Raw genomic sequence first — 26,097 nt, forward strand, 5'->3', positions numbered from 1 at the left:
TTATCTGGAGGACGTGGAAAAGCCGTTTGGGTCCACATCAGCAACGGAGGCGATTGTTTTTATGCAGGCAAAGAATTCAGAAGACGCATACGGGTGGGTGGCAATCCTGCTGCATTGGCTGGTGGCCGTCACCATTATCGGCCTGTTTGCCCTGGGCTTCTGGATGGTCGATCTCTCTTATTATGATCCCTGGTACCGACAGGGGCCGGACATCCACCGCAGCGTGGGTATTCTCCTGTTCATGGCGATGGTGCTCAGACTGGTCTGGCGGCTGTTAAGCCCGCTGCCCAGGCCTTTGCCCAATCACCAGCGCTGGGAGGTGGTTTCTGCTCACCTGGCGCATGTGGCGCTGTATCTGTTGATCTTTGTCGCCATGATCAGTGGCTACCTGATTTCAACGGCTGACGGCTCTGCGATCCATGTGTTCGGCTGGTTTCAGGTGCCATCGGTGACAGGCCAGGTGAAAGGCCTCGAAGATACGGCGGGAGCCATCCATTACTGGAGCACCTGGGCGATTGTCGTCCTGGCCGGCGTTCATGCGCTGGGGGCGTTGAAGCATCACTTGATCGACCGGGACAGTACGCTTCGCAGAATGCTTGGGTTGGCCTGACAGTTCCGGGACAGCTAACTCTCTTAACGCAACGCAAAACAGACTCAAAAGGAGTGAATAATGAAGAAGATTCTTCTGGCTTCAGCCATTTCAGCCGCGATGGTTGCCTCTGTGCAGGCAAACGAGCACAGCGGTACTTACGCCTTCGATACCCAGGGCACGCACCAGTTCGTAACCTTCAAGATTTCCCATCTGGGCTACAGCTGGCTGTACGGTCGATTCAACGATTTTGATGGTGAGTTCACCTACGATGCGGACAATCCCGAAAACAGCTCTGTATCAGTAACGATCGATACCTCCAGCGTTGACAGCAACCATGCCGAGCGCGACAAGCATTTGCGCAGCGAAGACTTCCTGTACGTGAGTGAGTTCCCGGAAGCGACGTTCAAGAGCAAGCGCGTAGTGGTTGACGAGGCCGGTGAGGCGGACATCATTGGTGATCTGACTCTGCGTGGCGTTACCCGGGAAATCACCCTGGATGCTGAGCTGCTTGGCCACGGTGAAGACCCCTGGGGAGGCTATCGCATGGGTTTTGAGGCTGAAACCGAGTTGCGCCTGAAGGATTTCGGCATTCCCATGGATCTTGGCAAAGCCTCCGAAACCGTGGAAATCGAAATCTCGGTAGAAGGCATTCGCCAGTAATCGGATCCTTCCGGCGATGACGCGGCGGTCCGGTTAAACCCGGAACCGCCCTGTCTGTTGTTCCAGCTCCCTGACATAGCTCTCCAGCGATTTGGCAATGCCATCGATGGCTTTGGACCGATCGGCACTGGCCGCAGCCAGATCATTGATATCAGTAATGCTCCGGTTAATTTCATCTACCACCTGAGTCTGCTCTTCGGTGGCGGACGCCACACTGGTGTTGACGTCGGTGATACTGGAGATCGCTTCCAGAATGGCCTGGAGTTCCTGTTCCGCTTCCGTTGCCAGCCGTTCGGTTTCGGTGGCCTCCTTGCTGCCGGTCTCCATCACGCTCACGACGTCCGAAACACCGGTCTGCAGCGCGGTTATCATGGTCTGAATATCTTCTGTCGACTGGCCGGTGCGTTGCGCCAGAGTACGGACTTCATCCGCCACCACGGCGAACCCACGGCCTTGCTCACCGGCCCGGGCAGCCTCAATGGCGGCGTTCAGAGCCAGCAGGTTGGTCTGCTCGGCAATGCCGCGAATGACATCCAGCACCGAAGTAATGTTGTCGGAATCCGCAGAAAGTTTGCGGATAACCTCAACCGCTTTGGAAATCTGGGCGGCCAGGCGGTGCACCTGTTTCGACGAGTTGCGGATGATCTGGGCGCTGTTGTTCCCCTTGGTTTCCGCTTCGCGAGTGATCTCTGCGGCGCGGGAGGCGTTCCCGGCTACTTCTTCAATCGCACTCTGCATTTCGTTGATTGCGGTGGCCACCATGGAAATGGAGTCGGTCTGGCGGGTCACACCATCGTTGTTGTCCCGGGCGGCAGTGGCCAGCTCGGTGGCACCCGCACCGAGATCGCGACTCAGATTCTGAATGGACCCGATCATGCCCTGCAGGTTTTCCAGTACCTGGTTGAAACTTCTGGCCAATTTGCCGAGATCATCCTCGACCGTTACCGGAACCCGCTGAGTCAGATCGCCTTCGCCCTGGGCAATGTTGTCGAGCTGATCCCGGAGGGCGCTGATCGAAGAGATGATCAGTTTCATGAATACAAAGAACAACGCAATGGCGATAATGATGGCAATCACGGTGATCGCAAGAACGGTGGCCGAACTGGAAGTGCCTTCGGCGGAGGCTTCAGCGGAACGTTGTTGAGCCTGCTCGTCAGCGTGAGCACCGGCGTTGTCGTAATAATCCCGGAGTTGGTCAAACAATGGGGCTGTTTCTGTGGCAGCGAGACTCCGGGCTTGTTCCGGATTGCCGTTTGAGGCCAGCTCCATCACCCTCCGAGCGGACTGTTCCCAACGATCAAATGCCCCTTCGAATCCGTCGCTGACATCCGAAATGCCCGTTCCTGCAAGGCGTTGAGAGCTTTCCAGGAAGCGCTGCCTGGCTTGCTCGGTGTTTTCATTGAAATCCTCCAGAGCTCCGGAGGTGTCTTCATTGTTGAAGGCCTGGTCCAGCAGTGTCATTTGGGCCACCAGTGCCTGATAGAGATCGCGGTCACCATTGAGGATCTGGCTGACCGAAGGCAGGTAGGTGGCGGCTATGTCGTCGGTATCGGAAACCAGATTACGTGCCGTCAGAACGCTGAAGACACCGACGATGACCAAGGCAAGCGCCGTGATGGCAAAAGGGAGTGCGATTTTGGTGCGTAATCCGAGTTTCTTCAGAGCGGTCATCTAACCCCCCAGGCTTCGACGTTAATGTCTTATCCAAAGCGTAGCAGGGGGGGCAGATTTGTCACATTTGAGATGCCAGGCCCTTGATATGGGTCAGGATTTGCCGACGGTTTCGGCGGATGAAGGTTCGTCAGTCTGTTCACAGGCACGGCAAAGATGCCGTTGACGGAGGAACTGGGCGGCGAAAATAACGGCCCATATCAGTACCCCCGCCCAGATATAGGGCTCGGGAACCTGGAAGGTACCACTGATGGCAAACTCCACCAGGAGCATCAGGGCAACGGCCAGAACCGCATTGACCATGGCCGTAACCATGGCTTGCCCGCAGGCTTTGAGATTGGGTTTCATAGGTTTCCGCTTGTTCAGAGAGTAAACGGCGTTCTAATCACTGTGGCGAGAATACGGCTCACCTTACAGAGTCTCCATGCGGGAATTCCGCTATTGGAAATTGGTGTATCGGGGCTGGCGTCCATATAATGTGCGCCACAACATTGATAGGCATCCAAGGCAAAGAGGCGTCCATGCCAGAGTTTCAGACAACGGATGAAGGTTTCGAGCGGGTATCACTCCGGGACTACACCGAGAAGGCGTACCTGGACTATTCCATGTATGTCATTCTGGACCGGGCTCTGCCCAACGTAGGGGACGGGCTCAAGCCCGTACAGCGGCGGATTGTATACGCCATGTCGGAGCTGGGGCTGAAGTCCACCTCCAAGTACAAGAAATCGGCTCGTACCGTGGGTGATGTGCTTGGTAAGTTCCACCCGCACGGCGACAGTGCCTGTTACGAGGCCATGGTGCTCATGGCCCAGCCGTTTTCTTACCGCTACCCGCTGGTAGACGGGCAGGGTAACTGGGGGTCTCCGGATGATCCCAAATCCTTTGCCGCCATGCGATATACCGAATCGCGGCTGGCACCCTTTGCGGAAGTGCTGCTCAGTGAGCTCGGGCAGGGAACCGTGGATTGGGTGCCAAACTTTGATGGCACCATGGAAGAACCCTCGGTGCTTCCGGCCCGGCTTCCGCACGTGCTGCTCAACGGTACCACGGGTATTGCCGTTGGTATGGCGACGGATATTCCACCCCATAATGTTCGGGAAGTCACAGCCGCCTGTGTTCGTTTGCTGGATCAGCCCGATGCGTCCGTAGATGAGCTGTGTGAGCACATCAAGGGGCCGGATTTCCCAACCAGGGCTGAAATCATCACTCCCCGCAAAGACTTGCGCCAGATGTACGAGACCGGGCGAGGTTCGCTGCGGATGCGCGCACGCTGGATGCGCGAGAATGGCGAAGTGGTGATCACTGATTTGCCCCACCAGGTCTCCGGAAACCGGGTGCTGGAGCAGATTGCCCAGCAGATGCAGACCAAGAAGCTGCCCATGGTGGCAGACCTGCGCGATGAATCGGATCATGAAAATCCGACCCGTCTGGTGATTGTGCCCCGCTCCAATCGGGTTGATCTGGACGGGCTGATGGCTCACTTGTTTGCCAGTACCGATCTGGAGAAGACCTATCGGGTCAACATCAACGTGATTGGCAACGATGGCCGGCCAGGCGTAAAAGGCTTGTACACCATCCTGACCGAGTGGCTGGCATTCCGGAAAACAACGGTAACACGCCGTTTGCAGCATCGCCTGGACAAGGTGCTGGCCCGGCTGCATCTTCTGGAAGGCTTGTTGATTGCCTACCTCAATATTGATGAGGTAATCGAGATTATCCGCACCGAAGACAAGCCCAAGGCCGAACTGATGGCGCGCTTTGGTTTGTCGGCGGAGCAGGCCGAGGCCATTCTGGAGCTGAAATTGCGGCACCTGGCCAAGCTGGAGGAAATGAAGATCCGCGGCGAGCAGGATGAGCTCTCCGCCGAGCGCGATGAGCTGCAGGCCATTCTGGGCTCTGAAGACCGGCTTCGTGAACTGATCAAGACCGAACTCCAGCAGGATGCCGAGACCTTTGGTGATGAGCGCCGTTCGCCGATTGTCGAGCGGGAAGAAGCCCGCGCCTTCAGCGAAACCGATCTGGTATCCAACGATCCGGTGACGGTGGTTCTGTCGGACAAAGGGTGGGTCCGTGCCGCCAAAGGGCACGACATCGACCCCGCTGGTCTCAGCTACAAGTCTGGCGACCGTTTTGCCCTGGCGGCGAAGGGGCGCAACAACCAGCAGGCGATTTTCCTGGATTCCACCGGCCGGGCCTATTCATTAATGGCCCACAGTCTGCCGTCTGCCAGGGGGCAGGGCGAGCCCCTGACCGGGCGGATCAATCCCCCCTCCGGAGCTACTTTCTCCGGTTTGTTGATGGGTAATCCCGAGCGTAAGACACTGCTGGTCACCGACGGTGGCTATGGTTTCGTCACGTCGCTGAACGACATGATCAGCAAGAATCGCGCGGGCAAGGCCGTGGTCAGCGTACCCAAAGGCGCCAGAATCATGCCACCGGTAATGATTCCGGAAACGGCATCGACCCTGTACCTGGCGGCCATATCCAATGAGGGCCGCATGCTGGTGTTCCCGCTCAGCGAGCTGCCGGAGCTGGCCAAGGGTAAAGGTAACAAGATCATCAGTATTCCCTCCGCCCGGGTGCAGAATCGCGAAGAATACGTGGTTGCTGTCGCCGTGTTTGGTGAAGAGGATCAGCTGGAAGTGAAAGCGGGCAAGCGCAAGCTCGGCCTGCGGTTTGGCGATCTTGAGCACTACCTGGGTGAGCGGGGCCGTCGTGGTCACAAGCTGCCACGGGGCCTGCAGCGTGTGGATGGTATTGATGTGATTCCTTCGGCTGCGCGGGCCGAGGAAGAAGCCCAGAGCGGGGAGAATACAGACAGTGAGTGAGCTGGTGCTGGTAAACGTATCGGGCCGGGACAAACCCGGCCTGACCTCGGAAATCACTGGAATCATGGGGCGTTACGATGTCCGCATTCTGGATATAGGCCAGGCGGTCATTCATGACCATCTGACCTGGGGCATTCTGATCGAGATCCCGGATGAGTCAAAATCCTCTCCGGTGATCCGGGATTTGCTGTTCCGGCTGCACGCGCTGGATCTGCAGGTGCATTTTGCGCCGATTACCGAGCAGGAATATCAGGCCTGGGCTGAGGGCCGCAACCGGGCCTGTTACATCGTGACCCTGCTGTCCCGAGACATCAAGGCTGAGCAGATCGCCAGGGTGTCGGCGATTACGGCCCGCCATGGCCTGAACATTGACAATATTACCCGGCTGTCGGCAAGGCCGTCGCTGAACACCTCGGAAAACCGCATTGCCTGTGTCGAGTTCTCGGTACGGGGAACGCCCTCGGATCTTGAACAGCTTCGGGCCGATTTCCTGCACATTGCCGGCGAGATGAATGTGGATATCGCCTTCCAGGAAGATTCGATCTTCCGACGCAACCGCAGGCTGGTGGTGTTCGATATGGACTCCACGCTGATTGAAGCTGAGGTGATCGACGAGCTGGCCCATGAAGCGGGAGTCGGTGAGCAGGTCGCTGAGATCACCGAGCGTGCCATGCAGGGTGAGCTGGATTTCAGTCAGAGCTTTGCCGAGCGCCTGGCCCTGTTGAAGGGGCTGGACGAGTCGGTGCTTGAAGGGATCGCCAACCGGCTGCGAATGACCGAAGGGGCCGAGCACCTGATTCGCAGTCTGAAGGCGCTGGGCTATCGGACCGCCATCCTGTCTGGCGGCTTCACCTATTTTGCTCGTCATCTTCAGGGTAAGCTGGGCATTGACTATATCTACGCCAACGAGCTGGAAATTATCGACGGCAAAGTAACCGGTGAGGTGAAAGGTCAGATTGTAGATGGTAAGCGAAAGGCGGAGTTGTTGCTGGAAATAGCTGAGAAAGAGCACATTTCCCGGGAACAGGTGATTGCCGTTGGGGACGGCGCCAATGATCTGCCAATGCTCAGTCAGGCGGGCCTGGGAGTTGCTTTCCGGGCCAAGCCGCTGGTCAAGGAGTCGGCACGCCACTCCATCTCCACCTTAGGGCTGGATGCCATCCTGTATCTGATCGGGTTCCGGGAAAGCGAGACCAATCAAACGCTTCAGAATACCCACCTCTGAAACCAAAAAAGGGCGAGAATGATCTCGCCCTTTTTTGGTTAAGCGGCCGTTGATCAGTTGTCGCCGAAGTCGTAGTTCATCTCCGGTACCGGCGCCTGCAGGTAGTAGCCCTGAATGTAGTTCACGCCTGCCTGCCAGAGCGTCGCAAGAACGCCGGCGTTTTCCACCAGCGGGATGATGGTCAGCTTGCCGGCATTCTGCAGGCTCTTGACCATTTCCTTGACCTGCTCTTTGGCCTCGTCACTCTTCTGGATCTCTTCCGTGAACGAACCATCAATCTTCACGTAATCCGCCTCAATGTGCTTGAGGGTGTTGAACGGATTGAGTGCGCAGCCGAACTGGGAAATGGATACCTTGCTGTGCAGTTCGTGCACCGCCTTGGTGAAGTCCTTGGCCTGCTTCATGTAGTTGTTGGCATCGCCTTCGCGGATCTGGAAGATCAGCGAATCTCCCGGCAAGCGGGCAGCTTTGAGGGCAACGCTGAGCCAGGGCGTGAAGGTCTTGTCCTGCAGCGTCTCGGCTGTGATGTTCAGGAACAGGCGAGTGTCGTGGCCCCTTGAGCGGTGGCTCGATAGCTGCTTGATGGTTTGCAGGATAACCCAGCGGTCGATCTTGATGGCGGTATCGCTGGGTCCCATCGGCGGCAGGAAGTCATACGGCGAGACTTCTTCGTTGTCTTTGTTGAGCATCCGGACAAAGGCCTCGTAATGCTCCTCACCCTCACCGCGCAGGTTGATGATGGGCTGGAACAGCAGCCGGAAACGGTTATCGTCCAGAGCCTTGAGAATGGCCTCCACCGAGTTGGTTTCATCAAGGCTCTCGTATTCAGCCGGGTTATAGACCAAGATGCCGTTGCCACGCTCGTGGCCTTCCTGTTTTTTCACATCGGCCGAGGCAGTATGGGCCCGGCCCATGAGTTCTTCGGCCTTTGGTGAGTTTTCCGTGATCGCGGCGATACCGATGGACACGGTCAGCGGAACCGTCCGGCCGTTGATGTCGAACAAGTGGTCCTCGACCGCTTTACGGATGCGCTCGCACAGACTTTCCATGCTGGCTTCATCACAGGGCAGGCACATGACGCAGAAGGCATCGTCGCTCAGGCGGGCCAGGGTAACCTCGTCGCCGGCCTGTTCCCGAAGCAGGGTGGCGAGATCGCCCAACAACAGATCCGCGCCGGAGATGCCGACCTGGCTCTTCATGCTCAGGAAATTATCCAGGGCAATGTAGGCAAGGGCGCCGGTCTTGTTGTCTTTGCCAGCCGTGGCGATAGCCTGGGCCAGGGCATCCATCAGGTACTGACGATTGTACAGGCCGGTCAGCAAATCCTGGCTGCTGATCTGTTTCAGCTTTTCCTCCAGCTCTGCATCACTGTGTTCCGGTTGCAGAACGATCTGGGTACAGGCCTCTCCGTCGTAGGTGGCTGCGGACACCGACATGGTGACATTCAATTCGTGGTCGTCACTACGGCGCGCGGTGCAGTTCAGAGTCATGCCATCTTTGCGCTCTTCGGCGAACGCTTTCATGAACTCCTTGTACTTCTCCTGGCTTTCCGGCGTAAGGGTATCGAGCACCGGAATACAAATCAGTTCGTCGATGTCGTCGTAGCCGAGGAATTCCATATAGGACTGGTTGGCATAGATGTGCATGCCATCGTTGATGTAGGCAATGGCATCCTTGGAACTTTCCAGCAGCAACTGGCAACGCTGCTCGGCCTCACGCAGATGAGATTCCAGTACCCGGCGTTTGCGGCGCTCATCAAGAGCTGCCAGCTCCCGCTTGACCACCAGAACGAGCTGGTCGGTGTACTGAAAGGGTACGGCATCCTGGGCACCGGCACGGATGATGTTGACGGTACGCTCGCGGCTGTATTCCTCGGTCAGCAGAACGAAGGGGATGTCCTTGTCCATGCGCTTGACCATGGCCAGAGCATCGTCTGCCGCGAATTCCTGTTCCAGGTCGCGTGCCAGCAGCAAGTCCCAGTTGGAGGTCTTGAGCGCTTCTTCCAGATCTTCTTCCGAGGTAATCCGGTGAGCGCGGGTAGCCTTGCCGGAGTTGCGGAGCAAGCTGACCATGGATTCCGCATCGTTTTGTGATGGGTCAAGAATCAGCAGGTGTACGGTCGTGTTTTTCTTCTGCATTCGTCAGACGTCTCGTGGTGCCGGATATTCACGGATGAATGATGCAGGGGTTGGCCAGCAATAACAACCCTGGCCATGCCGGCAGTTGACGGGCCGCACTATTTAAAGCGACGGCCACAGTGAGTCAAATTCGTCTTCCGTAGTGCCTGGCGTTGATGGGGGAGCACCACGGCCGGCAGTTGGGGTGATGGGATTCTGGAGTTTCAGTTCGAACTGGCTGATGCTGCCAGTGGCCGAGACCTTTTTCAGTAGCTGTCCCTGGTCTTCCCGGCCATCTTGCAGCAGCGAGATCCGGCTGCCGGTCTGGAACGGCAGTCGCGGGGTAATCAGTGTCGCGGCCTGATTGACCACGCTGATTTCGGGCAGCAACAGGCCCCTGAGGTACTCGCTGCTGTTGCCGACTTTCTGGATAAGTCGCACGGCACAGGGCGCGGCGCTCGGCGCCAGTAGCTCAATGCCCACCTGAGTGCCCTGGTTGCGGATCTGGCGCAGCCAGCGCACAACGGCAATGCTCCAGGGGTGCGAGCTCTGTTCTCGTACACCCAGAATTTCACCGGCCTGGAGTGACGCCGGGACATTGCTCTCCCAAGCTACGCAGTAGCCGCCCGGGCTGGTGTTGACCAGTAGCGCATGGTGCGATCGCGGCCGGTTTTTGTCCTGGCTGCCGGAGGGCTGATGACTGCCACCACTGGTACGGAAGTTGATCGGGGCATCGGCAGAATGCAGCCGGTCTTCGTTCGGGCCGGCATCGTGTGCGCCGGACCAGGCATCTGCCTTGCGATTGGCATTCCGGATAAACAGGTTATCGGATTCGAGATGACTGCTTTCGTTGCCATCCAGGAACTCCGAGAACGCTTTCTGGCCGGCTACGAAGTAGTGCGCAGCGGTGAGACCTACGCACACTTCCAGCGTGCCCTGGCTGGCGATGCGGTTAAAGTTGCGCTTGGCCAGAATGCCGAGTGCCTGGCTCAGGTGCGTAAGTAAGGTATCGCTCACCGTGGAGGGAATCTTGAGGGCTTCGCCTCCATGGCCGTCTTGGCGCCTGGCGTGCAGGGTCTCTGCCAGCAGGGTGGATAGATCGCGGGTGTCGAAGCTGAAGCTTTCATTGCCCGGTGTATTTTCGAGCAGGCTGCGGTAGACCGGCGGATTGTCTTTTTCCATATTGATGACGAACAGGCTGTCGGGGCCCAGATCCGGGGCACACTGGCAGTGCTCGGTCCAGGATTCGAACAGGTCATATACCTGTGTCAATTCGGCCTGACGCAGTTGGTTAGGCCGCGCACAGCCAAGCAGAAGAATACGTTTGTAGCTGTCGACAACCGTACTGGCTCGTCGGTGCGTGAGGGTGTCGTCATCCACCTCCATGTTGGCCAGTTTGTTCCGGTGCGCAAAACGGAACATGCGATGGCATTCCAGCCAGCTGCTGGCCGGGCTCGGACAATACAGTTGATGGGACCGAAGTATGGTGGCGGCCAGCTCCGACATTGCCCTATGGATTGCCGTGGCAATTTGGCGCCGGTGTTTATCTACTCCGCCATTGTCGACGTATTCCAGCAGACAAAGCTTGTACCCGGCGGCCAGATGCAGCTGAAGTGCCTGGGTCAGATTGGCAATCTTTCGCTGCTTTTCAGGCAGCGCGATGGCGAGCCCGAGGAAGTGTCGCGATAGCTCATTACAGACAAAATGAATCTTGTCCCGCACGATTTCCAGAAATTGCAGGCGCTGGAGCGGCGACAGGAACAGATGGTTCAGCTCAATGATCGCGTGATATAGCTGACGAGATGCCTCACCGGTATTGGCCATCGGCAACTGATCCGCCCAGGCGCGAAAGGCCTTGGGGCTGGTGTCGCAAAACGACAGGCTGGCTGTTTTCTGTTCAGGAACCTTGAGCTCTGGTTTCAGGATCTTACCATCCATGTTCTCACGCCAATGTCGGGACCGCGGTAGATGTAACTCAGCGAAAACGCCGAAAATACAGGTCGTTATTGTTTATGGATCTTGCACTTTAAGATAGCAAAGCAACGACAAAAAGCGAGAAAATCACGAGTTGACAATCTTTGACAAGTGAAAATGGGCCATCTTTTGCGACAGGTCTCACGAGCCCAGGTCCAGTGGGGTCTTGCTGGCGCGGCCGGGAAGCTCCCGAACCAGCTTTGGAACCAGGAAGCCGGGCAGATTTTCCAGCATTTCGTTAACTATCCGGATGGCGTCGGTGTCACTCACGGAGAAGTGCCGGGCACCGGAGACGGGATCAAAGGCGTGCAGGTAATAGGGCATAACCCCCGCTTCGAACAGCGTCTCGCTCAAGGCTGAGAGTGTGGCGCTGCTATTGTTGACACCTCTGAGGATTACGCTCTGGTTCAGCAGGGTAACCCCGGCCTCGCTCAGACGTCGGAATGCCTGGCGGGTGGCCTGGTCGATTTCTGCCGGGTGATTCACGTGCACCACCAGGACCTTTTGCAGTCGGGTTCGGGACAGCCAGTCAATCAGGCTGTCGCATACCCGCTGTGGTATCACCACGGGCAGGCGGGAATGAATGCGCAACCGGCGAAGATGGGGGATGTCACCAAGCAGTTCGGCCCATTGCGAGAGCAGGCGGTCGTTCACTGCCAGTGGGTCACCACCACTGAAAATCACTTCGTTGATTTCCGGGCTGGCAGACAGGCTGTCGATGACCTGGCGTCGGTCTTCCGGCCCAAGACGGTGATCGCCGTAGGGAAAATGCCGACGAAAACAGTAGCGGCAATTGATAGCGCATTGTCCCGTGATCATGAGCAAGGCACGGCTGGTGTATTTGCGAATCAGGCCGGTGGTCTGGATGGCCGACGCCTCTTCCAGCGGGTCCGATACAAAATCCGGATGAATCTCCGCCTCCTGGGCGACAGGAAGTACTTGCCGCAGCAAGGGGTCATCCGGGTTGCCTGGCTCAATCCGTGCCAGGTAGGGCTCGGGCACCCGGATCGGAAACAGTCTGTGGCCGCAGGCGGCGCCTCTGAACCAGTCCTCCGGAGCGAGCCCCAGACGTTCCAGCAGTTGTTCCGGCGTCGTGACCGATTGGCTTAGTATCTGTTGCCAGTCCGGTGTGTTGCCTGGTTCAACCCGGACATCGGGTGGATGGCTGGCATCGCGGGCTTCTATACGGGCGGGGGTTCGCTGTATCATAGCGACCTTTGAAATTTTAACGACAGTCTGTCAGGTGGACATTTCATGGCTTCATATTCTACCAACGAATTTCGCAGCGGTCTCAAGGTTTTGCTGGATGGCGACCCTTGTATCATGCTCGAGAATGAATTCGTCAAGCCGGGCAAGGGCCAGGCATTCAACCGGGTCAAGCTGCGCAACCTCATGACCAACCGGGTCTGGGAGCGTACCTTCAAATCCGGAGAATCTCTGGAAGCGGCCGACGTTGTCGAGCAGGATATGGAATACCTGTATACCGATGGCGAGTTCTGGCACTTCATGCTGACTGATGGCTCATTCGAGCAGTACGCGGCTGATGCCAAGGCGGTTGGCGATACCGTCAAGTGGCTGAAAGAGCAGGACGTTTACACCGTGACTCTGTACAACGGCGCGCCGCTGACCGTGACCCCGCCGAACTTTGTCGAGCTGGAAGTGGTTGATACCGATCCCGGCATGAAAGGCGACACTGCCCAGGGTGGCTCCAAGCCCGCGACCCTGTCCACAGGTGCCGTTGTGAACGTGCCCCTGTTTATCACCATTGGTGAGGTGCTGAAGGTTGATACCCGCTCCGGTGAATACGTCAACCGTGTCAAAAGCAGCTGATCATCGATCATGACTGATCGCCCTGTCTGGCAGCCCTCTGCCTCCCGGGCCGCTTTGGAAAGCCGCGCACAGCTTCTGGCCCACGTGCGCGGCTTTTTTTCTGAGCGGCGGGTGCTGGAGGTAGAAACCCCGGTACTGGGACGCCACGGCGTAACCGACGTCAATCTCGATGGCATTCCCTCTGCGGTCGACGCTGGCGGCGTTCAGGGGGGCTGGTTGCAGACCTCCCCTGAGTATCACATGAAGCGGCTGCTGGCCGCAGGTTCAGGATCAATATTCCAGATTGCCCGAGTGTTTCGTAACGGTGAGCGCGGCAAACGTCACAATCCGGAATTCTCCATGCTGGAGTGGTACCGCGTTGGCTTTGACGATCAACAACTGATGCGGGAAGTCGCAGATCTGGTCTGTGGCTGGCTGGAGTGCTCGCCGCCGGTAACCGTCAGCTACCGTGAGGCGATGCAGTCCATTGCGGGTATCGACCCGATGACCATCACCGACCGGGACCTTGAACGCTACTGTGAACAGTGGCTGGAGCCGGAACAGCTGGCCGGCCTCGGCCGGGATGGCTGCCTGGATCTGGTGATGAGTTTCGTGGTGGAACCGGAATTGGGCCGAGAGCAACCGGTTTTCATTAACCGCTATCCCGCCTCTCAGGCAGCTCTGGCGCGCATCTCTGAGCATCAGGGCTTTAGAGTGGCGCACCGGTTTGAGCTCTACATTCATGGCCTGGAGCTATGTAATGGTTACTGGGAATTGACCGATCCGGCCGAGCAGCGGGCCCGTTTTGCCGCCGACAACTATCTCCGGCGTGCCAGTGGCAAGCCGGAGATGGCAATAGACGATGCTTTTCTGGCGGCGCTGGATAACGGCTTGCCGGACTGCGCGGGTGTGGCTCTCGGCCTGGACCGGCTGCTGATGCTCAAGCTTGGCAGTCGCAACATTCAGGACGTTCTCGCGTTTCCGATTGAGCGGGCCTGAGCCTTGCTATTCGACGTCTAGTTTGCCGAAGGCTTCGCCCAGCTGAACGGTCTTTTCGGCCACCTGATTCGGCTGCCATTTAACCGCACCCTTGGGCATCACCAGTACCACGGTGGAGCCCAGGCGGAAGCGGCCCATTTCCTGACCTTTTTCAAACTTAACGGCATCGTCTCCGTGGTACTGCCATTGCATAACTTTGCCGGAATTGGGGGCTACCACGCCGGCCCAGGTGGTTTCCACGCTGCCTACAATCATCGCGCCGACCAATACCATAGCCATGGGGCCCGCCTCGGTGTCGAACAGGCAAGCCACCCGTTCGTTTCGGGCGAACAGGTTCGGCACATTTTCGGCGGTTACCGGATTGACTGAGAACAGCTTCCCGGGTACGTAGACCATTTCTTTCAGGGTGCCAGCCATGGGCATGTGAATACGGTGGTAATCCTTGGGCGACAGGTAAATAGTGGCGAACTCGCCTTCCCGGAAGGGCTCGGCCCGTTCGTCATCGCCGCCGAGCAATTCAGTGAGACTGAATGACTGTCCCTTGGCCTGGAATACACGGTCTGTGCTGATCTGGCCAATCTGGCTGATGGCGCCGTCCACCGGGCTGGTGAGGGTTTCCGGTGCGGGGTCTATGGTGCGAGCGCCCGGCTTGAGTGCACGGGTAAAAAACGCGTTGAACGTGGGGTAGGCGGTAAAGTCTGGCTCAGCGGCCTCGCTCATGTTCACGCCATAGCGGCCGATAAACCATTTGATCACACGGTTTTTCAGGGCTGGAGTGCTCTCGCTGTCGGCCAGACGGCCTGCCAGGCGGGAAACCGCCAGCTGGGGTATGACGTATTGGCTAAGAACAAACAGTTTATCAAGCATTCCGGGAGACTCTTGCGATCATAAAGCGCGGTAGTCTACCAAACCCGGCGCAGTGTATAGAAATTGTTTCACAGCTTCGCTGTTACGGTTGATGCTTGCTATTATCAGATCACATTTTGGGTGTTCCCGGCTGAGCCAGCTTCGGGTAGTAACCGGCCCCGGCCGTTAACCAGACAAAAGGCGTACATAGTCACCATGTTATTGATCATTGGAGCTGTGGTCGTTGTTGCGTGCGTTCTTGGTGGGTACGTTCTGCACGGCGGCAATCTGGCGGTTTTGTGGCAGCCGACAGAAATCCTGATTATCGGCGGAGCGGCCGTTGGTTCATTTATCATCGCCAACCCGTTACACACGGTAAAAGAGGTGTTTCAGGCGTGTATCCGGTTGCTGACCGGGTCTCCTTTCAATAAATCCTATTACATGGATTTGTTAAGTCTGCTCTATGAGGTGTTCGACAAGTCCCGCAAGCAGGGCGTCATGGCCATTGAGGAGGACATCGATAATCCGGAGTCGAGCCAGATCTTCAGTCGTTATCCGGCGATTATGAAATCCAAACACCTGTTGGATTTCATCACCGATTACCTGCGTATCATCAGCTCTGGAAACATGGCGCCGCATGAGCTGGAAGGCATGATGGAAAACGAAATCGAAAATCGACAGCACGAGCTTGAAGAGCCTGCTCATGCGGTCAACAAGATTGCTGATGCTCTGCCAGGGCTGGGTATTGTCGCCGCCGTGCTCGGGATCGTTATCACCATGGGGTTCCTCACGGAAGGGCCGGAGAAAATCGGCTTGAGCGTTGCGGCAGCACTTGTTGGTACCTTTCTCGGCATCTGGATGGGGTATGGTTTTGTCGGGCCAACCTCGATTGCGCTTGAGCATGCCGCCAAATATGAGCTGAAAGCCTACGAGTGTGTTAAATCGGCCATTGTCGCGACGGTGTCAGGACAGGCTCCCCAAATGGCAATCGAATTTGGGCGCAAGGCACTCCCTACTGAAAAGCGACCGGGATTTCAGGAGCTCAATGACCACGTTCGCTCAAAGTAACAAAAAGCCTGGTTAGCCTCGGAGAGTATCTTGGAAGAACAGCCGATCATCATCAAACGCAAGAAAAAGGTTGTCGGCGGGCATCACGGCGGCTCCTGGAAAGTTGCGTTTGCCGATTTTGCGACCGCGATGATGGCGTTTTTTCTGGTGCTCTGGCTCACCGCCACGGCGAGCCCCGAACAGAAAAGGGCGGTCGAAGGCTACTTCAAGGATCCTGTTGGCTTTACCGAAGGCGGCTCGCCCAACCCGGTAGACCTTGAGGGCAGTGCCTCGGTCATTGAGGAATCTACCCAGGATCAGGAGGCCAGCACCATTCAAATTGAAGACGAGGTGGTGGATGAACTGGCGGACACTCTGGAGCAGCGCCGAATGCAGGAGCTTTTCCAGGAGTTGCAGGAACGGATCGAGCAGAATCAGACCCTGCAGGAGTTCAAGGATCAGTTGCTGATCGATATTACTGACGAAGGCCTGAGAATTCAGATTGTAGACCGGTCCGGTCGGCCCATGTTCGACAGTGGCCGGGCAGAGTTGAAGTACTACTCTCAGGACATTCTGTTTGAGTTGGCCAAGACCCTGGGGTCAGTCAACAACAAGCTCAGCATCACAGGTCATACCGACGCCACGCCGTTTAGTGGCCGACCGGGTTACACCAACTGGGAGTTGTCGGCAGATCGCGCCAACACAGCGCGTCGAGCGCTGGTGGCTGGCGGCGTCCGGCTGGAACAGATCGCCCGGGTGGTGGGATTGAGTGATTCGGTGCTGTTCGACAGGAGCAACCCCACGGCGCCGGTGAACCGCCGCATTTCCATTATTGTTCTGAACAAAAAGACCGCCGACAGTATCGAGACCGGGGCAGGGCGCTCCGATCAGCCGCTGATTGATCTTACTCGCCCGACGGAGGAGCAGGAGCAGCAGGCTCTGGAACAGCTGGAAGGTGGCGACTGGTTCCAACCGAAAGAAGAGCCCGCTCCGGGTGAGCTGAATTGGTAGCGTTGGTTCTGTGGGTTCAGGTGAGCTTGAGACCACGAGCCTGCTGATCGGTCATATCCTGAAGGATGCGATGAAAGCTCTTCAGGCGTTCCGCTGAAATCTCGCCAGCCTCGGCTGCTGCGTCCAGAGCGCAGCCCGGATCTCCCATGTGCCGGCAATTGCGGAACTTGCAGAGCCCGATCAGCGGCCGGATTTCCCGAAAGCCGTATTCCACTTCCTGCGGCGTCATGTGCCAGAGACCGAACTCCCGGATACCCGGAGAATCGATCAGATCGCCCCCCCCGGGCAGGTGGAACAGTTTTGCCGTGGTGGTGGTATGCACGCCTTTGCCGGTACTCTCGGAGACCGCGCCCACCCGTAGCAGTTCATCCGGTAACAGTGTCTGAATGATGGAAGACTTGCCCACGCCGGACTGACCCACAAAGACACTGGTCTGATTCCGCACCAGAGCTTCTACTTCCGGGGCTGGCGTGCCGGCGGTTTCTGCGGCTGAAGTGCGCGCCACCTCATAGCCCAGCGCCTGATATCTGGCCAGCAGGGCTTCGATCTGATCCCGGTTGTCGTCGTTAATCAGATCTGTCTTGTTCAGCAGGATTACCGCCGGAATGTCAGAGCTTTCAGACGCCACCAGATAACGATCGATCAGGTTGTCGTGGGGCTCGGGCTCGGGGGCAATTACCAGAATGATATGGTCGATATTGGCGGCCACCGGTTTTAGCGCGCCAAAGTTGTCCGGGCGCTGCAGCAGGTTTTCCCGTTCACAGCGGGCAACAATCACGCCGGTTTTGCTTTTGCCCGGGCGCCAGACCACCCGGTCTCCGGTCACCAGGCTGTCAATGTTGGCTCTGACGAAACAGCGGAACACCTGCCCGGATTCCGGGCCTTCAAGCGCCTCGATATCCAGTTGCTGGCCGTAGTGAGCAATCACCAGTCCATTCTGCTCAGGACCAAGCTCACCGGCGGCGGCTTGTTCTTCCACCGCTTTTTCCTTGCGTGCAGCTCTCACCGTCCGTTCTTTCTGGATCTTTTCGATGCGCCATTGCTGGCGTTTGTTCAATCGTCGTTTTGCCATCTGCGTTCAATCGGTTAACCGGCGTTTGGGTATCACATCATACGTGAATCGTGGACAATACACAGAACTTCATCCACCCGACAAAACGGCATAGGTAACAGCGAGATGAGTAACGGCGACCGCCTGATCTGGATTGACCTGGAAATGACCGGTCTGGATCCCGAGCAAGAACGCATTATCGAGATGGCCAGCATCATCACCGACTCCCAGCTGAATATCGTGGCAGAGGGGCCGGTGATTGCCATTCATCAACCCGACAGCCTGCTGGAGCAGATGGATGAATGGTGTACCCGCACCCATGGTGCCAGTGGTCTGACCCAACGGGTCAAAGAGAGTACCATCAGCGAGGCAGAGGCCGAGCAGCAAACCCTCGAGTTTCTGGGCAAACATCTGGAGCCAGGACAATCCCCGCTCTGTGGCAACAGTATTGGTCAGGATCGGCGGTTTCTGGTGAAATACATGCCCAAACTGGAAGCCTTCTTCCACTACCGCAATCTCGATGTCTCAACGGTAAAGGAGCTGGCCCGCCGCTGGCGCCCGGACGTGCTGGAAGGAGTCAAGAAACAGGGCAGTCATCTGGCTCTGGACGATATCCGTGACTCCATCAATGAACTGCGTCACTACCGGGATCATTTCTTCAAGCTATAGTCCGTGCTGTTTCAAGGCCCAGGCCACGTGCTCGCGGACCAGTTCCGACGGGTGGTCGGCCCGGGCTTTGAGTGCCTCCACCACCGGAATGGTGCTGGGGGCGTTGCCCAGTCCCACCGCCAGATTCCTGAGCCAGTTTTCATAGCCGGTGCGCCGTATTGCTGACCCTTCCGTGCGCTTCAGAAACTCCTGCTCGGTCCACAGGAACAGCCCCGCCAGGGATGAATTGTCCAGACCATGCCTCGGTTTGAAGTCTTCCTCGTCGGTGGGCTTGTTGAACTTGTTCCAGGGGCAGACCAACTGACAATCGTCGCAGCCGAATACCCGGTTGCCCATTTGTGAACGCAGCTCCTCCGGGATCGGTCCTTTCAGTTCAATAGTGAGATAGCTGATGCAGCGCCGGGCATCCAGTAGGTGAGGGCCTACAAAGGCGTCGGTCGGGCATACGTCCAGGCAGGCAGCGCAAGAGCCGCAGTGTTGGCTGTCGAACGGTGCATCCAGGGGCAGAGGGGCATTGGTGAAGATTTCACCCAGAAAAAAGAACGAACCGGCTTTGGGGTGAATCAGCATGTTGTTTTTGCCAATCCAACCCAGTCCGGCCCGTTGCGCCAGTCCGCGCTCAAGTACCGGCGCGCTGTCGACAAATGCCCGGTAGTCATAGCCGTTGACAGCCTCGTCAATCCATTTTGCCAGCGTGGCCAGGCGTTTGCGCATCAGTTTGTGGTAGTCGCGCCCCAGGGCGTAGCGAGTAACGTAGGCCCGTTCCCGGTCAGTAAGCACTTGTTTCGGGTTGTCAGGTGCTGGCAGGTAATCCAGTCGGACGGAAATGACCCGGGTGGTCCCGGGTACCAGGGAGTTGGGTGTGTAACGTTTGTCGCCATGGTCGGCCATGTAGGCCATCTGGCCGTGGTAACCTGCTGCCAGCCAGCGCTGCAGGCGTTCAGCGTGAGGCCCCGTCTCCGCCTGGGTAATCCCGGCATCGGAAAAGCCCAGCTCCCGTGCCCAACGGCGGATCTGTGCAGGCAGGTCCGCGAGCTCTGTATGGAGCGTTTCTGAAGCTGGGTGTTCTGGAGTAACGGCCATAGTGGACTGCTGGCAGGTGCGGCCCTGCGAAGATTTAATTTGATTAAGTTATGACCTTTTTTCCTGTTTTGCTATGCTTTACAGGTATCTGGCCAATTTTCTTAAACCGGTTTCTGTATCTGGGAGTTCCCGGCAAATGCCCTCTGTTTCCGAGCACAGTCTACCAGAAGCGCTCTATTCCGCCGACTCGGTGCGGGCGATGGATCGCTATCTGATTGAACAGCAGGGGGTGGATGGCTTCGAATTGATGCAAACGGCAGCTAGATCGGCGTTCCGCCATCTGGTGGCATTCTGGCCTGGTGCGCAGCCTGTGCTTGTGTTGTGCGGAGCTGGCAATAATGGCGGTGATGGTTACCTGGTGGCCGCCAACGCTAAGCGTCATGGCATTGATGTGGCGTGTGTTGCCGTGGCGCCGACGGAAAAGCTCACGGGCGACGCCCGGTCTGCGTGCCAGAAAGCCCGGGCCGATGGTGTCGAGATTCTTGAAGGCAGTGCCCTGTCCGATGCCGATTTGCAAGCGCGGATGGATAGCGCTGCGGTGGTGGTAGATGCCATGCTCGGTACCGGAGTAACCGGAGCGCCCAGGGAGCCCTTTGCCAAGGTTATTGGTCAGTTGAACCATTCCGGAAAGCCTGTGTTGGCAGTGGATTTGCCGTCCGGCCTGGATGCCACAACCGGTGCCGCGACAGGGGATGTGGTGCATGCCGATGTGACGGTCACTTTCATCGGCGCCAAGACTGGCCTTTTCACCGGCGCAGGCGCGGGTGTCTGTGGTCAGGTAATGTTTGAAGCGCTGGGGGCGATTAACGCCGGTCAGCAGAGCGGGGAAATGCCCTTGGCCGAGCTTTATCCCTGGGCGCGATGCCAGTCCTGGTTGCCGGAACGCCCTGCTAACGCCCACAAGGGCATGTTCGGTCATGTCCTGGTGGTGGCGGGAGATCACGGTTTCGGCGGGGCGGGCATCATGGCTGCAGAGGCGGCCTCCAGGGCCGGCGCCGGGTTGGTGTCATTGGCCACCCGGCCGGAATACGTTACCGCTGCGCTGGCTCGTTGTCCGTCGTTGATGGTCAGGGGTGTAACCCACGGGTCTGAGTTGCCGGCTTTACTGGATAAACCCGATGTCGTGGTCTGCGGACCCGGGATCGGCCAGTCCTCCTGGGGACAGCAAATGCTGCAGCAGGTTATTGCCAGTGGCAAGCCCAGAGTGTTGGATGCAGATGCACTCAACATCATGGCCGACCGCGCCCCGGCGCCGGCGGACAACCATGTGCTGACGCCTCACCCGGGAGAAGCGGCCAGGCTGCTGGGCTGTAGTGTTCAGGAAGTCGAGGCGGACAGGATGGGAGCGGCAGCACGCATACAGAAGCTGTGGCATGGCATTGTCCTGCTCAAAGGTGCGGGTACGGTTGTTGCCACCGGCAGCGGAGTGCCCGGCATAATACCGGGCGGTAATCCGGGGATGGCGACAGGGGGCATGGGCGATGTGCTGTCGGGCATCCTGGGGGCGTTTCTTGGGCAAATTCCGTCCGCCCGCCAGGCGGTAATGGCTTCAGCGGCTTTACATCTGGCGGCCGCGGATGAGGCGGGGCAGAATAAAGGCTATATGGGGCTGCTCCCGACTGATGTGATCGCAGCCATACCGCAGGTGCTGGCAAGGTCGGAGCGGCCTGAATGTTTCAATGGCCGGGGGAATCGATGAGTATTTTTGGAAATGAACGCCGGTTGTTTCTGGAAGACGAGGCCGAGACTGAAAGGCTCGGGGCTGAGCTGGCCCGGTTGGCCGGCCATGCCCGGGAAGGCCTCACTGTCTTTCTCGACGGCGAATTGGGGATGGGCAAGACGACCCTGAGCCGTGGTGTTATGAGAGGGCTTGGCCACGAGGGTGCCGTCAAGAGCCCGACCTATACACTGGTTGAACCCTACGAACACCTGGAACCGCCGGTGTACCATTTTGATCTGTACCGGCTGGGTGACCCCGAGGAACTGGAATACATGGGAATCCGGGATTATTTTGCCAGCCAGAGCATCCGGATTATTGAGTGGCCGGAGCGTGGTCAGGGAGTCTTGCCTGATCCGGATCTGGAAATCCATCTTGAACGGGAAGGTCAGGGGCGCTCTGTGGTATTGCGCGCCCGTTCGGAGCTTGGGGCTTCCTTGCTTAATGAAATAGAACTGATAGGGCCGGATTCATGAAAATCTTGGTGATTATGGCGCTGTTGCTTTCAGCCAGTACAGTTTTGGCCGGTACCCGGGTCGAGGGGGTGCGTTTGTGGCCGGCTCCGGATCATACCCGCCTGGTGCTGGACACTGCCGGTCTGGTTGAGCACAACGTATTCTCTCTGAGTGGACCGTCCCGGCTGGTTATTGATCTGAAGGATGCTGCTCTCGGCACGGATTTCAGCAAGGTCGACCTTTCCGGCAGCCCCATTCAGCGTATTCGCAGCGCGCCAAGGAATGGTAATGATTTGCGGGTGGTGCTGGATCTGAAAAGTGATATCAAGCCTCGCAGCTTTGTGCTGGAGCCGAATCAGCAGTATGGCCATCGTCTGGTGGTCGATCTGATTGATGAACAGGGCAGCCGTCTCGATCGGGCGACGAGCCCGACGGTGACCCAGGATTCTGCCGGTAAGCGTGACATTATCGTGGTTATCGACGCCGGTCATGGCGGCGAAGATCCGGGCGCAATCGGGCCTCGGGGGACCCGGGAAAAGGATGTCGTGCTGAGAATGGCAAAGCGTCTGGCCGATCTGATCAACCAGCAGAAAGGGTTCACTGCCAAGCTTACTCGGACAGGCGATTATTACGTGGGCTTGCGGAACCGCACCTTGCTGGCCCGCAAGTACAACGCGGATCTGTTCGTGTCGGTGCACGCCGATGCCTTCAGAACGCCGCAGCCACGGGGAGCATCCGTCTTCGCGCTGTCTCAGCGCGGTGCCACCAGTGAAACGGCTCGATGGCTCGCCCAGAGCGAGAACCGTTCAGATTTGATCGGTGGTGCCGGCGGTGTCTCTCTGGATGGTCGCGATGACATGCTGGCCGGGGTATTGCTGGATCTCTCCATGACCGCAAGTATCAACGCCAGTCTGGGGGTTGGAGATTCCGTGCTGGGCCGGTTGGGCCGTGTGGCCAAGCTTCACAAACAGGGGGTGGAGCAGGCGGCATTTGTGGTTCTGAAGTCGCCGGACATCCCCTCGATTCTGGTGGAGGCCGGTTTCATCTCGAATCCGACCGAAGAGAAGAATCTTGCCTCCGAGTGGTACCGCAACAAGCTGGCCAACGCCATTTTCGATGGCATCGAGCAGTATTTTCGTCGCACACCACCTCCCGGCACGTTGCTGGCCTGGGAAAAACAGCAAAACCGGGGTGGCACCGACGTCAGCCAGTACCGGATACAGCGAGGTGATACTCTCTCGGGCGTTGCCCGGGAGAATCAGACCACCGTCAGCGAGCTGATGCGCTTTAACGGGATGAACGATGATCGTGTTATGGTAGGGCAAACCATTCGCATCCCCTCATCCTGATCAAGAGGTAGTCCCCGGATATGCCCCACATCCAGTTACTGTCCCCCCGGCTTGCCAACCAGATTGCTGCCGGGGAGGTGGTAGAACGTCCTGCTTCTGTTGTTAAAGAGCTGGTTGAAAATGCCCTGGATGCCGGGGCCTCGCGCGTCGATGTGGAGATCGAGCAGGGTGGGGCAAAACTTATCCGGGTGCGTGACGACGGCTCCGGTATTGAAGAGGCGGACCTGCCTCTGGCCCTGAGCCGGCATGCCACCAGCAAAATCCTGACTCTGGATGATCTTGAGGCCGTGGCCTCTCTGGGATTCCGGGGTGAGGCATTGGCCAGTATCAGCTCCGTGTCACGCCTGACCCTCACCTCCCGTACCGAGTTGCAGGAAGCGGCGGCCCGTGTTGAGGTGGAAGGTCGCGACATGGATGCTCGCATCTCACCGGCGGCCCATCCCGTGGGTACCACCGTTGAAGTGAGGGATTTGTTCTTCAATACTCCTGCCCGCCGCAAATTCCTGCGCACGGAAAAAACCGAATTCAACCACGTTGAAGAGTGTGTTCGCCGTCAGGCTCTGAGTCGATTCGATACCGGTTTTACCCTGCGTCATAACCAGAGAGTGGTGCAAAGCCTGCGCCCTGCTGAGACGGATCTGGACAAGGAGCGTCGGATTGGTTCGCTGTGTGGCCAGCAGTTTATCGACAATGCGGTGGTTATTGATGCCGAGGCCACCGGGTTGCGCCTTTGGGGTTGGGTGGCGCTGCCGACCTTTTCCCGCAGTCAGGCAGATCTGCAGTACTTTTTTGTGAATGGCCGGGTGATCCGGGACAAACTGGTCGCCCATGCAGTTCGCCAGGCCTACCGGGACGTTCTGTACAACAACCGTCACCCTGCATTTGTGCTGTACCTGGAGGTAGATCCGGCTACGGTGGATGTCAACGTTCACCCAACCAAGCATGAGGTTCGGTTCCGCGACGGCCGGCTGGTTCACGATTTTATTTTCCGGACTCTGCATCGAGCCCTGGCGGATGTACGCCCGGACGATCATCTCCGTGGGGCGGCGGCCCAATCCTTTGGTCGTGAGTCTGCGGTTGTTGAACCCGAGCATTCGGCTGGCGGTTTCAGTGCCCCGGGTACATCGGGACCCTGGCCCACACAGTCGCGCACTGAGGCTTATCCGTCGTCGCCCGGGCAGTCACCCCAGCAGGAGTGGCGGGCCAGTGATCAGATGGCGTTTTACCAGTCGTTGAATGAGGGTGGCGGTGTTTCAACACCCGTTGCCCGGGCAGAAATGCCAGCGGCGTCAGCTTCGGTTACGCCGCCCAGGGATGATGCGGAAGAGCCGCCACTGGGTTATGCGATTGCCCAGCTGCACGGAATCTACATTCTGGCCCAGAGCCGTGCCGGCCTGATCGTGGTGGATATGCATGCCGCCCATGAGCGTATTACTTATGAGCGCATGAAGCGGGCACTGGTCGAACAGGATCTTAAGAGCCAGCCTTTGCTGGTGCCCCTGTCACTGGCTGTGAGCCAGAAAGAGGCGGCGCTTGCGGAGAGCCATGGTGAAGAGCTGCAGCACCTTGGTCTGCAGATTGAGCGTATCGGGCCAGAGACGTTGGCAGTGCGGCAGATCCCGGCATTGCTCCGAGGGGCAGACACTGAGCAGCTGGTGCGCGATGTGCTGGCAGATCTGATTGAGCACGGCCAGAGTGATCGCGTTGAAGCGGTCACCCATGAATTGCTCGGCACCATGGCCTGCCATGGGTCGGTGCGGGCAAACCGGCAGCTCACGATTCCAGAAATGAATTCGTTGCTTCGCGATATGGAAGCAACGGAGCGCAGCGGACAGTGCAACCATGGCCGTCCCACCTGGACCCTGGTCACCCTGTCTGAACTGGACAAGCTGTTTCTGCGGGGGCGCTAAGCGGTGATTCCCGATAACCGCTCCCAGCAGGGTTCATTGCCGCCAACGATCTTTCTGATGGGGCCGACTGCGTCGGGCAAGACCGATCTTGCCATTGAGCTCTGCCGTACGTTGCCCTGTGAAATCATCAGTGTGGATTCCGCGATGGTTTATCGTGGCATGGACATTGGCACTGCCAAACCTTCGCCTGAAGAACTCGCCCTGGCACCACATCGATTGATCGATATCTGTGATCCGGCGGACACCTATTCCGCGGCGGATTTTCGCCGCGATGCGTTGGCGGCCATGAGCGAGATATCTGGCCGTGGCCGGATCCCGTTGCTGGTGGGTGGCACCATGATGTACTTCAAGGCGTTGCTGCATGGCATGTCGAATCTGCCTTCGGCAAATCAGGCGCTGCGGGCAGAAATTGAGCGGGAAGCCGAACGCGATGGCTGGGGCGCCCTTCATGAGGAGTTGGCAGAAAAAGATCCCGAGGCTGCGCGCCTGATTCATCCCAACAATCGCCAGCGACTGATGCGGGCCATTGAGGTGATCCGGCTTACAGATAAGCCGATCTCCTCGTTCTGGCAGTCAGAATCGGGAACTTCCGGGCAACATCCGCAGTCTGGTATTGAGGATTACACGTATTTTACCAGCTGGCAGGCAGACGAAAGCGCTGGCCTGCCGTATACTGTTTTTCAGTTTGCCCTGGCGCCTGCCGAGCGCTCTGTGCTGCATTCGCGGATACAGAAACGGTTTCTGGCAATGCTGGAAGCAGGCTTCCTTGATGAAGTCCGTGCCTTGATGGCGCGGGGTGATCTCAGCCCCGATCTTCCCTCGATGCGTTGCGTGGGTTATCGACAGGCCTGGGATTACCTGTCAGGCAACGAGGATTACGACAGCTTTGTTGCCAAGGGCGTTGCCGCCACCCGTCAGTTGGCGAAACGGCAGCTTACCTGGTTGCGAAAATGGCGAGATGTACACTGGCTGGACTCCGCCGACCCGCAAGTGGTGCTGGATACCTTGAAAAAATCCGGGCTTCACACCACATTTAACGTTGAATAATGACGATCTGCATTTACTTATAAACAGGAGAAAACAC

General features: G+C 57.9%; 22 protein-coding genes. 14 read left to right on the plus strand and 8 right to left on the minus strand.

All coding sequences use genetic code 11. The features are described 5' to 3' along the window. Nucleotides 1–61: 61 nt before the first annotated feature. The gene (locus ACAM27_RS07800; protein WP_113879990.1) at nucleotides 62–610 is read left to right on the plus strand and encodes a cytochrome b; all 549 of its coding nucleotides are present in this window, start codon (nucleotides 62–64) and stop codon (nucleotides 608–610) included. A gap of 60 nt (nucleotides 611–670) precedes the next feature. Further along, the gene (locus ACAM27_RS07805; protein ID WP_222534438.1) at nucleotides 671–1,252 is read left to right on the plus strand and encodes a YceI family protein; all 582 of its coding nucleotides are present in this window, start codon (nucleotides 671–673) and stop codon (nucleotides 1,250–1,252) included. Nucleotides 1,253–1,285: 33 nt separating this feature from the next. Here the strand turns inward: ACAM27_RS07805 and ACAM27_RS07810 are convergent, their stop codons facing one another. Both ACAM27_RS07810 and ACAM27_RS07815 read right to left on the minus strand, forming a co-directional pair. Further along, nucleotides 1,286–2,923, minus strand: a complete 1,638-nt coding sequence (locus ACAM27_RS07810; RefSeq protein WP_014422163.1) for a methyl-accepting chemotaxis protein — start codon at nucleotides 2,921–2,923, stop codon at nucleotides 1,286–1,288. Between the two features lie 93 nt (nucleotides 2,924–3,016). Next, on the minus strand, nucleotides 3,017–3,271 hold the full coding sequence (locus tag ACAM27_RS07815) for a hypothetical protein (protein ID WP_011786233.1): 255 nt from the start codon (nucleotides 3,269–3,271) through the stop codon (nucleotides 3,017–3,019). Nucleotides 3,272–3,444: 173 nt separating this feature from the next. Here ACAM27_RS07815 and parC point away from each other — a divergent pair, with 173 nt between their 5' ends. Both parC and serB read left to right on the plus strand, forming a co-directional pair. Further along, nucleotides 3,445–5,751 carry a DNA topoisomerase IV subunit A gene (gene parC / locus ACAM27_RS07820; RefSeq protein WP_222534437.1) on the plus strand — a complete coding sequence of 769 codons (2,307 nt, stop codon included), beginning with the start codon at nucleotides 3,445–3,447 and terminating at the stop codon, nucleotides 5,749–5,751. Beyond that, a complete protein-coding gene (gene serB, locus ACAM27_RS07825; protein WP_113879993.1) occupies nucleotides 5,744–6,976 on the plus strand; it encodes a phosphoserine phosphatase SerB in 1,233 nt (410 codons plus the stop codon). The genes parC and serB overlap by 8 nt, the downstream gene beginning before the upstream one ends. Before the next feature lie 53 nt (nucleotides 6,977–7,029). On the opposite strand, the gene ACAM27_RS07830 is transcribed toward serB, so the two are convergent. The 3 genes from ACAM27_RS07830 to epmB all read right to left on the minus strand — a co-directional run bounded on the left by ACAM27_RS07830 (nucleotide 7,030) and on the right by epmB (nucleotide 12,276). Continuing rightward, nucleotides 7,030–9,114: an EAL domain-containing protein gene (locus ACAM27_RS07830; RefSeq protein ID WP_014422161.1), complete on the minus strand. Its 2,085-nt coding sequence runs from the start codon at nucleotides 9,112–9,114 to the stop codon at nucleotides 7,030–7,032. Nucleotides 9,115–9,216: 102 nt separating this feature from the next. Then, nucleotides 9,217–11,031: a hypothetical protein gene (locus ACAM27_RS07835; protein ID WP_011786229.1), complete on the minus strand. Its 1,815-nt coding sequence runs from the start codon at nucleotides 11,029–11,031 to the stop codon at nucleotides 9,217–9,219. Between the two features lie 177 nt (nucleotides 11,032–11,208). Further along, nucleotides 11,209–12,276, minus strand: a complete 1,068-nt coding sequence (gene epmB, locus ACAM27_RS07840; RefSeq protein ID WP_222534435.1) for an EF-P beta-lysylation protein EpmB — start codon at nucleotides 12,274–12,276, stop codon at nucleotides 11,209–11,211. 45 nt (nucleotides 12,277–12,321) lie between these two features. Between epmB and efp the strand changes: the two genes are divergently transcribed. Further along, nucleotides 12,322–12,897: an elongation factor P gene (gene efp / locus ACAM27_RS07845; RefSeq protein WP_011786227.1), complete on the plus strand. Its 576-nt coding sequence runs from the start codon at nucleotides 12,322–12,324 to the stop codon at nucleotides 12,895–12,897. 9 nt (nucleotides 12,898–12,906) lie between these two features. Further along, a complete protein-coding gene (gene epmA / locus ACAM27_RS07850; protein ID WP_369612802.1) occupies nucleotides 12,907–13,875 on the plus strand; it encodes an EF-P lysine aminoacylase EpmA in 969 nt (322 codons plus the stop codon). Nucleotides 13,876–13,881: 6 nt separating this feature from the next. Here the strand turns inward: epmA and asd are convergent, their stop codons facing one another. Continuing rightward, nucleotides 13,882–14,742: an archaetidylserine decarboxylase gene (asd, locus tag ACAM27_RS07855; RefSeq protein ID WP_369612803.1), complete on the minus strand. Its 861-nt coding sequence runs from the start codon at nucleotides 14,740–14,742 to the stop codon at nucleotides 13,882–13,884. 195 nt (nucleotides 14,743–14,937) lie between these two features. Here asd and motA point away from each other — a divergent pair, with 195 nt between their 5' ends. Next, nucleotides 14,938–15,789: a flagellar motor stator protein MotA gene (gene motA / locus ACAM27_RS07860; protein WP_011786224.1), complete on the plus strand. Its 852-nt coding sequence runs from the start codon at nucleotides 14,938–14,940 to the stop codon at nucleotides 15,787–15,789. Nucleotides 15,790–15,819: 30 nt separating this feature from the next. Continuing rightward, a complete protein-coding gene (gene motB / locus ACAM27_RS07865) occupies nucleotides 15,820–16,779 on the plus strand; it encodes a flagellar motor protein MotB (RefSeq protein WP_014422157.1) in 960 nt (319 codons plus the stop codon). Between the two features lie 16 nt (nucleotides 16,780–16,795). Here motB and rsgA read toward each other — a convergent pair whose 3' ends face one another. After that, nucleotides 16,796–17,851 carry a small ribosomal subunit biogenesis GTPase RsgA gene (gene rsgA / locus ACAM27_RS07870; RefSeq protein WP_183576505.1) on the minus strand — a complete coding sequence of 352 codons (1,056 nt, stop codon included), beginning with the start codon at nucleotides 17,849–17,851 and terminating at the stop codon, nucleotides 16,796–16,798. A 105-nt stretch (nucleotides 17,852–17,956) separates the two neighbouring features. On the opposite strand from rsgA, the gene orn reads away from it, so the two are divergent. Continuing rightward, the gene (gene orn, locus ACAM27_RS07875) at nucleotides 17,957–18,499 is read left to right on the plus strand and encodes an oligoribonuclease (RefSeq protein ID WP_011786221.1); all 543 of its coding nucleotides are present in this window, start codon (nucleotides 17,957–17,959) and stop codon (nucleotides 18,497–18,499) included. Here orn and queG read toward each other — a convergent pair. After that, complete coding sequence (gene queG / locus ACAM27_RS07880) at nucleotides 18,494–19,582, minus strand: tRNA epoxyqueuosine(34) reductase QueG (protein WP_222534433.1); 1,089 nt, start codon at nucleotides 19,580–19,582, stop codon at nucleotides 18,494–18,496. The genes orn and queG overlap by 6 nt on opposite strands. Nucleotides 19,583–19,718: 136 nt before the next feature. Between queG and ACAM27_RS07885 the strand changes: the two genes are divergently transcribed. Genes ACAM27_RS07885 through miaA form a run of 5 tightly spaced genes read left to right on the plus strand, consistent with a single transcriptional unit; the run spans nucleotide 19,719 to nucleotide 26,060 of the window. Further along, nucleotides 19,719–21,281, plus strand: coding sequence for an NAD(P)H-hydrate dehydratase (locus ACAM27_RS07885; RefSeq protein WP_222534432.1), 1,563 nt, complete (start codon nucleotides 19,719–19,721; stop codon nucleotides 21,279–21,281). Further along, nucleotides 21,278–21,775, plus strand: a complete 498-nt coding sequence (gene tsaE, locus ACAM27_RS07890; protein WP_199452348.1) for a tRNA (adenosine(37)-N6)-threonylcarbamoyltransferase complex ATPase subunit type 1 TsaE — start codon at nucleotides 21,278–21,280, stop codon at nucleotides 21,773–21,775. The genes ACAM27_RS07885 and tsaE overlap by 4 nt, the downstream gene beginning before the upstream one ends. Then, on the plus strand, nucleotides 21,772–23,103 hold the full coding sequence (locus ACAM27_RS07895) for an N-acetylmuramoyl-L-alanine amidase (RefSeq protein ID WP_014422153.1): 1,332 nt from the start codon (nucleotides 21,772–21,774) through the stop codon (nucleotides 23,101–23,103). The genes tsaE and ACAM27_RS07895 overlap by 4 nt, the downstream gene beginning before the upstream one ends. Before the next feature lie 20 nt (nucleotides 23,104–23,123). Continuing rightward, nucleotides 23,124–25,013 (plus strand): DNA mismatch repair endonuclease MutL, encoded by a 1,890-nt coding sequence (gene mutL, locus ACAM27_RS07900; protein WP_014422152.1) that lies wholly within the window; start codon nucleotides 23,124–23,126, stop codon nucleotides 25,011–25,013. Nucleotides 25,014–25,070: 57 nt separating this feature from the next. Next, nucleotides 25,071–26,060, plus strand: a complete 990-nt coding sequence (miaA, locus tag ACAM27_RS07905) for a tRNA (adenosine(37)-N6)-dimethylallyltransferase MiaA (protein WP_222534497.1) — start codon at nucleotides 25,071–25,073, stop codon at nucleotides 26,058–26,060. The last annotated feature ends 37 nt before the right edge of the window (nucleotides 26,061–26,097 follow it).

This window comes from Marinobacter sp. RI1, assembly GCF_041155085.1.
Classification (GTDB): domain Bacteria; phylum Pseudomonadota; class Gammaproteobacteria; order Pseudomonadales; family Oleiphilaceae; genus Marinobacter; species Marinobacter nauticus.

Excerpts from the sequence above, each read along its gene's own strand:
- ACAM27_RS07815 (WP_011786233.1), bottom strand. The coding sequence starts at position 3,271 with ATGAAACCCAATCTCAAAGCCTGCGGGCAAGCCATGGTTACGGCCATG.
- ACAM27_RS07810 (WP_014422163.1), bottom strand. The coding sequence starts at position 2,923 with ATGACCGCTCTGAAGAAACTCGGATTACGCACCAAAATCGCACTCCCT.
- orn (WP_011786221.1), top strand. The coding sequence starts at position 17,957 with ATGAGTAACGGCGACCGCCTGATCTGGATTGACCTGGAAATGACCGGT.
- ACAM27_RS07895 (WP_014422153.1), top strand. The coding sequence starts at position 21,772 with ATGAAAATCTTGGTGATTATGGCGCTGTTGCTTTCAGCCAGTACAGTT.
- ACAM27_RS07835 (WP_011786229.1), bottom strand. The coding sequence starts at position 11,031 with ATGGATGGTAAGATCCTGAAACCAGAGCTCAAGGTTCCTGAACAGAAA.
- efp (WP_011786227.1), top strand. The coding sequence starts at position 12,322 with ATGGCTTCATATTCTACCAACGAATTTCGCAGCGGTCTCAAGGTTTTG.
- ACAM27_RS07800 (WP_113879990.1), top strand. The coding sequence starts at position 62 with ATGCAGGCAAAGAATTCAGAAGACGCATACGGGTGGGTGGCAATCCTG.
- asd (WP_369612803.1), bottom strand. The coding sequence starts at position 14,742 with ATGCTTGATAAACTGTTTGTTCTTAGCCAATACGTCATACCCCAGCTG.
- motA (WP_011786224.1), top strand. The coding sequence starts at position 14,938 with ATGTTATTGATCATTGGAGCTGTGGTCGTTGTTGCGTGCGTTCTTGGT.
- rsgA (WP_183576505.1), bottom strand. The coding sequence starts at position 17,851 with ATGGCAAAACGACGATTGAACAAACGCCAGCAATGGCGCATCGAAAAG.
- parC (WP_222534437.1), top strand. The coding sequence starts at position 3,445 with ATGCCAGAGTTTCAGACAACGGATGAAGGTTTCGAGCGGGTATCACTC.
- miaA (WP_222534497.1), top strand. The coding sequence starts at position 25,071 with ATGGGGCCGACTGCGTCGGGCAAGACCGATCTTGCCATTGAGCTCTGC.
- queG (WP_222534433.1), bottom strand. The coding sequence starts at position 19,582 with ATGGCCGTTACTCCAGAACACCCAGCTTCAGAAACGCTCCATACAGAG.
- tsaE (WP_199452348.1), top strand. The coding sequence starts at position 21,278 with ATGAGTATTTTTGGAAATGAACGCCGGTTGTTTCTGGAAGACGAGGCC.
- ACAM27_RS07885 (WP_222534432.1), top strand. The coding sequence starts at position 19,719 with ATGCCCTCTGTTTCCGAGCACAGTCTACCAGAAGCGCTCTATTCCGCC.
- ACAM27_RS07830 (WP_014422161.1), bottom strand. The coding sequence starts at position 9,114 with ATGCAGAAGAAAAACACGACCGTACACCTGCTGATTCTTGACCCATCA.
- mutL (WP_014422152.1), top strand. The coding sequence starts at position 23,124 with ATGCCCCACATCCAGTTACTGTCCCCCCGGCTTGCCAACCAGATTGCT.
- ACAM27_RS07805 (WP_222534438.1), top strand. The coding sequence starts at position 671 with ATGAAGAAGATTCTTCTGGCTTCAGCCATTTCAGCCGCGATGGTTGCC.
- epmA (WP_369612802.1), top strand. The coding sequence starts at position 12,907 with ATGACTGATCGCCCTGTCTGGCAGCCCTCTGCCTCCCGGGCCGCTTTG.
- epmB (WP_222534435.1), bottom strand. The coding sequence starts at position 12,276 with ATGATACAGCGAACCCCCGCCCGTATAGAAGCCCGCGATGCCAGCCAT.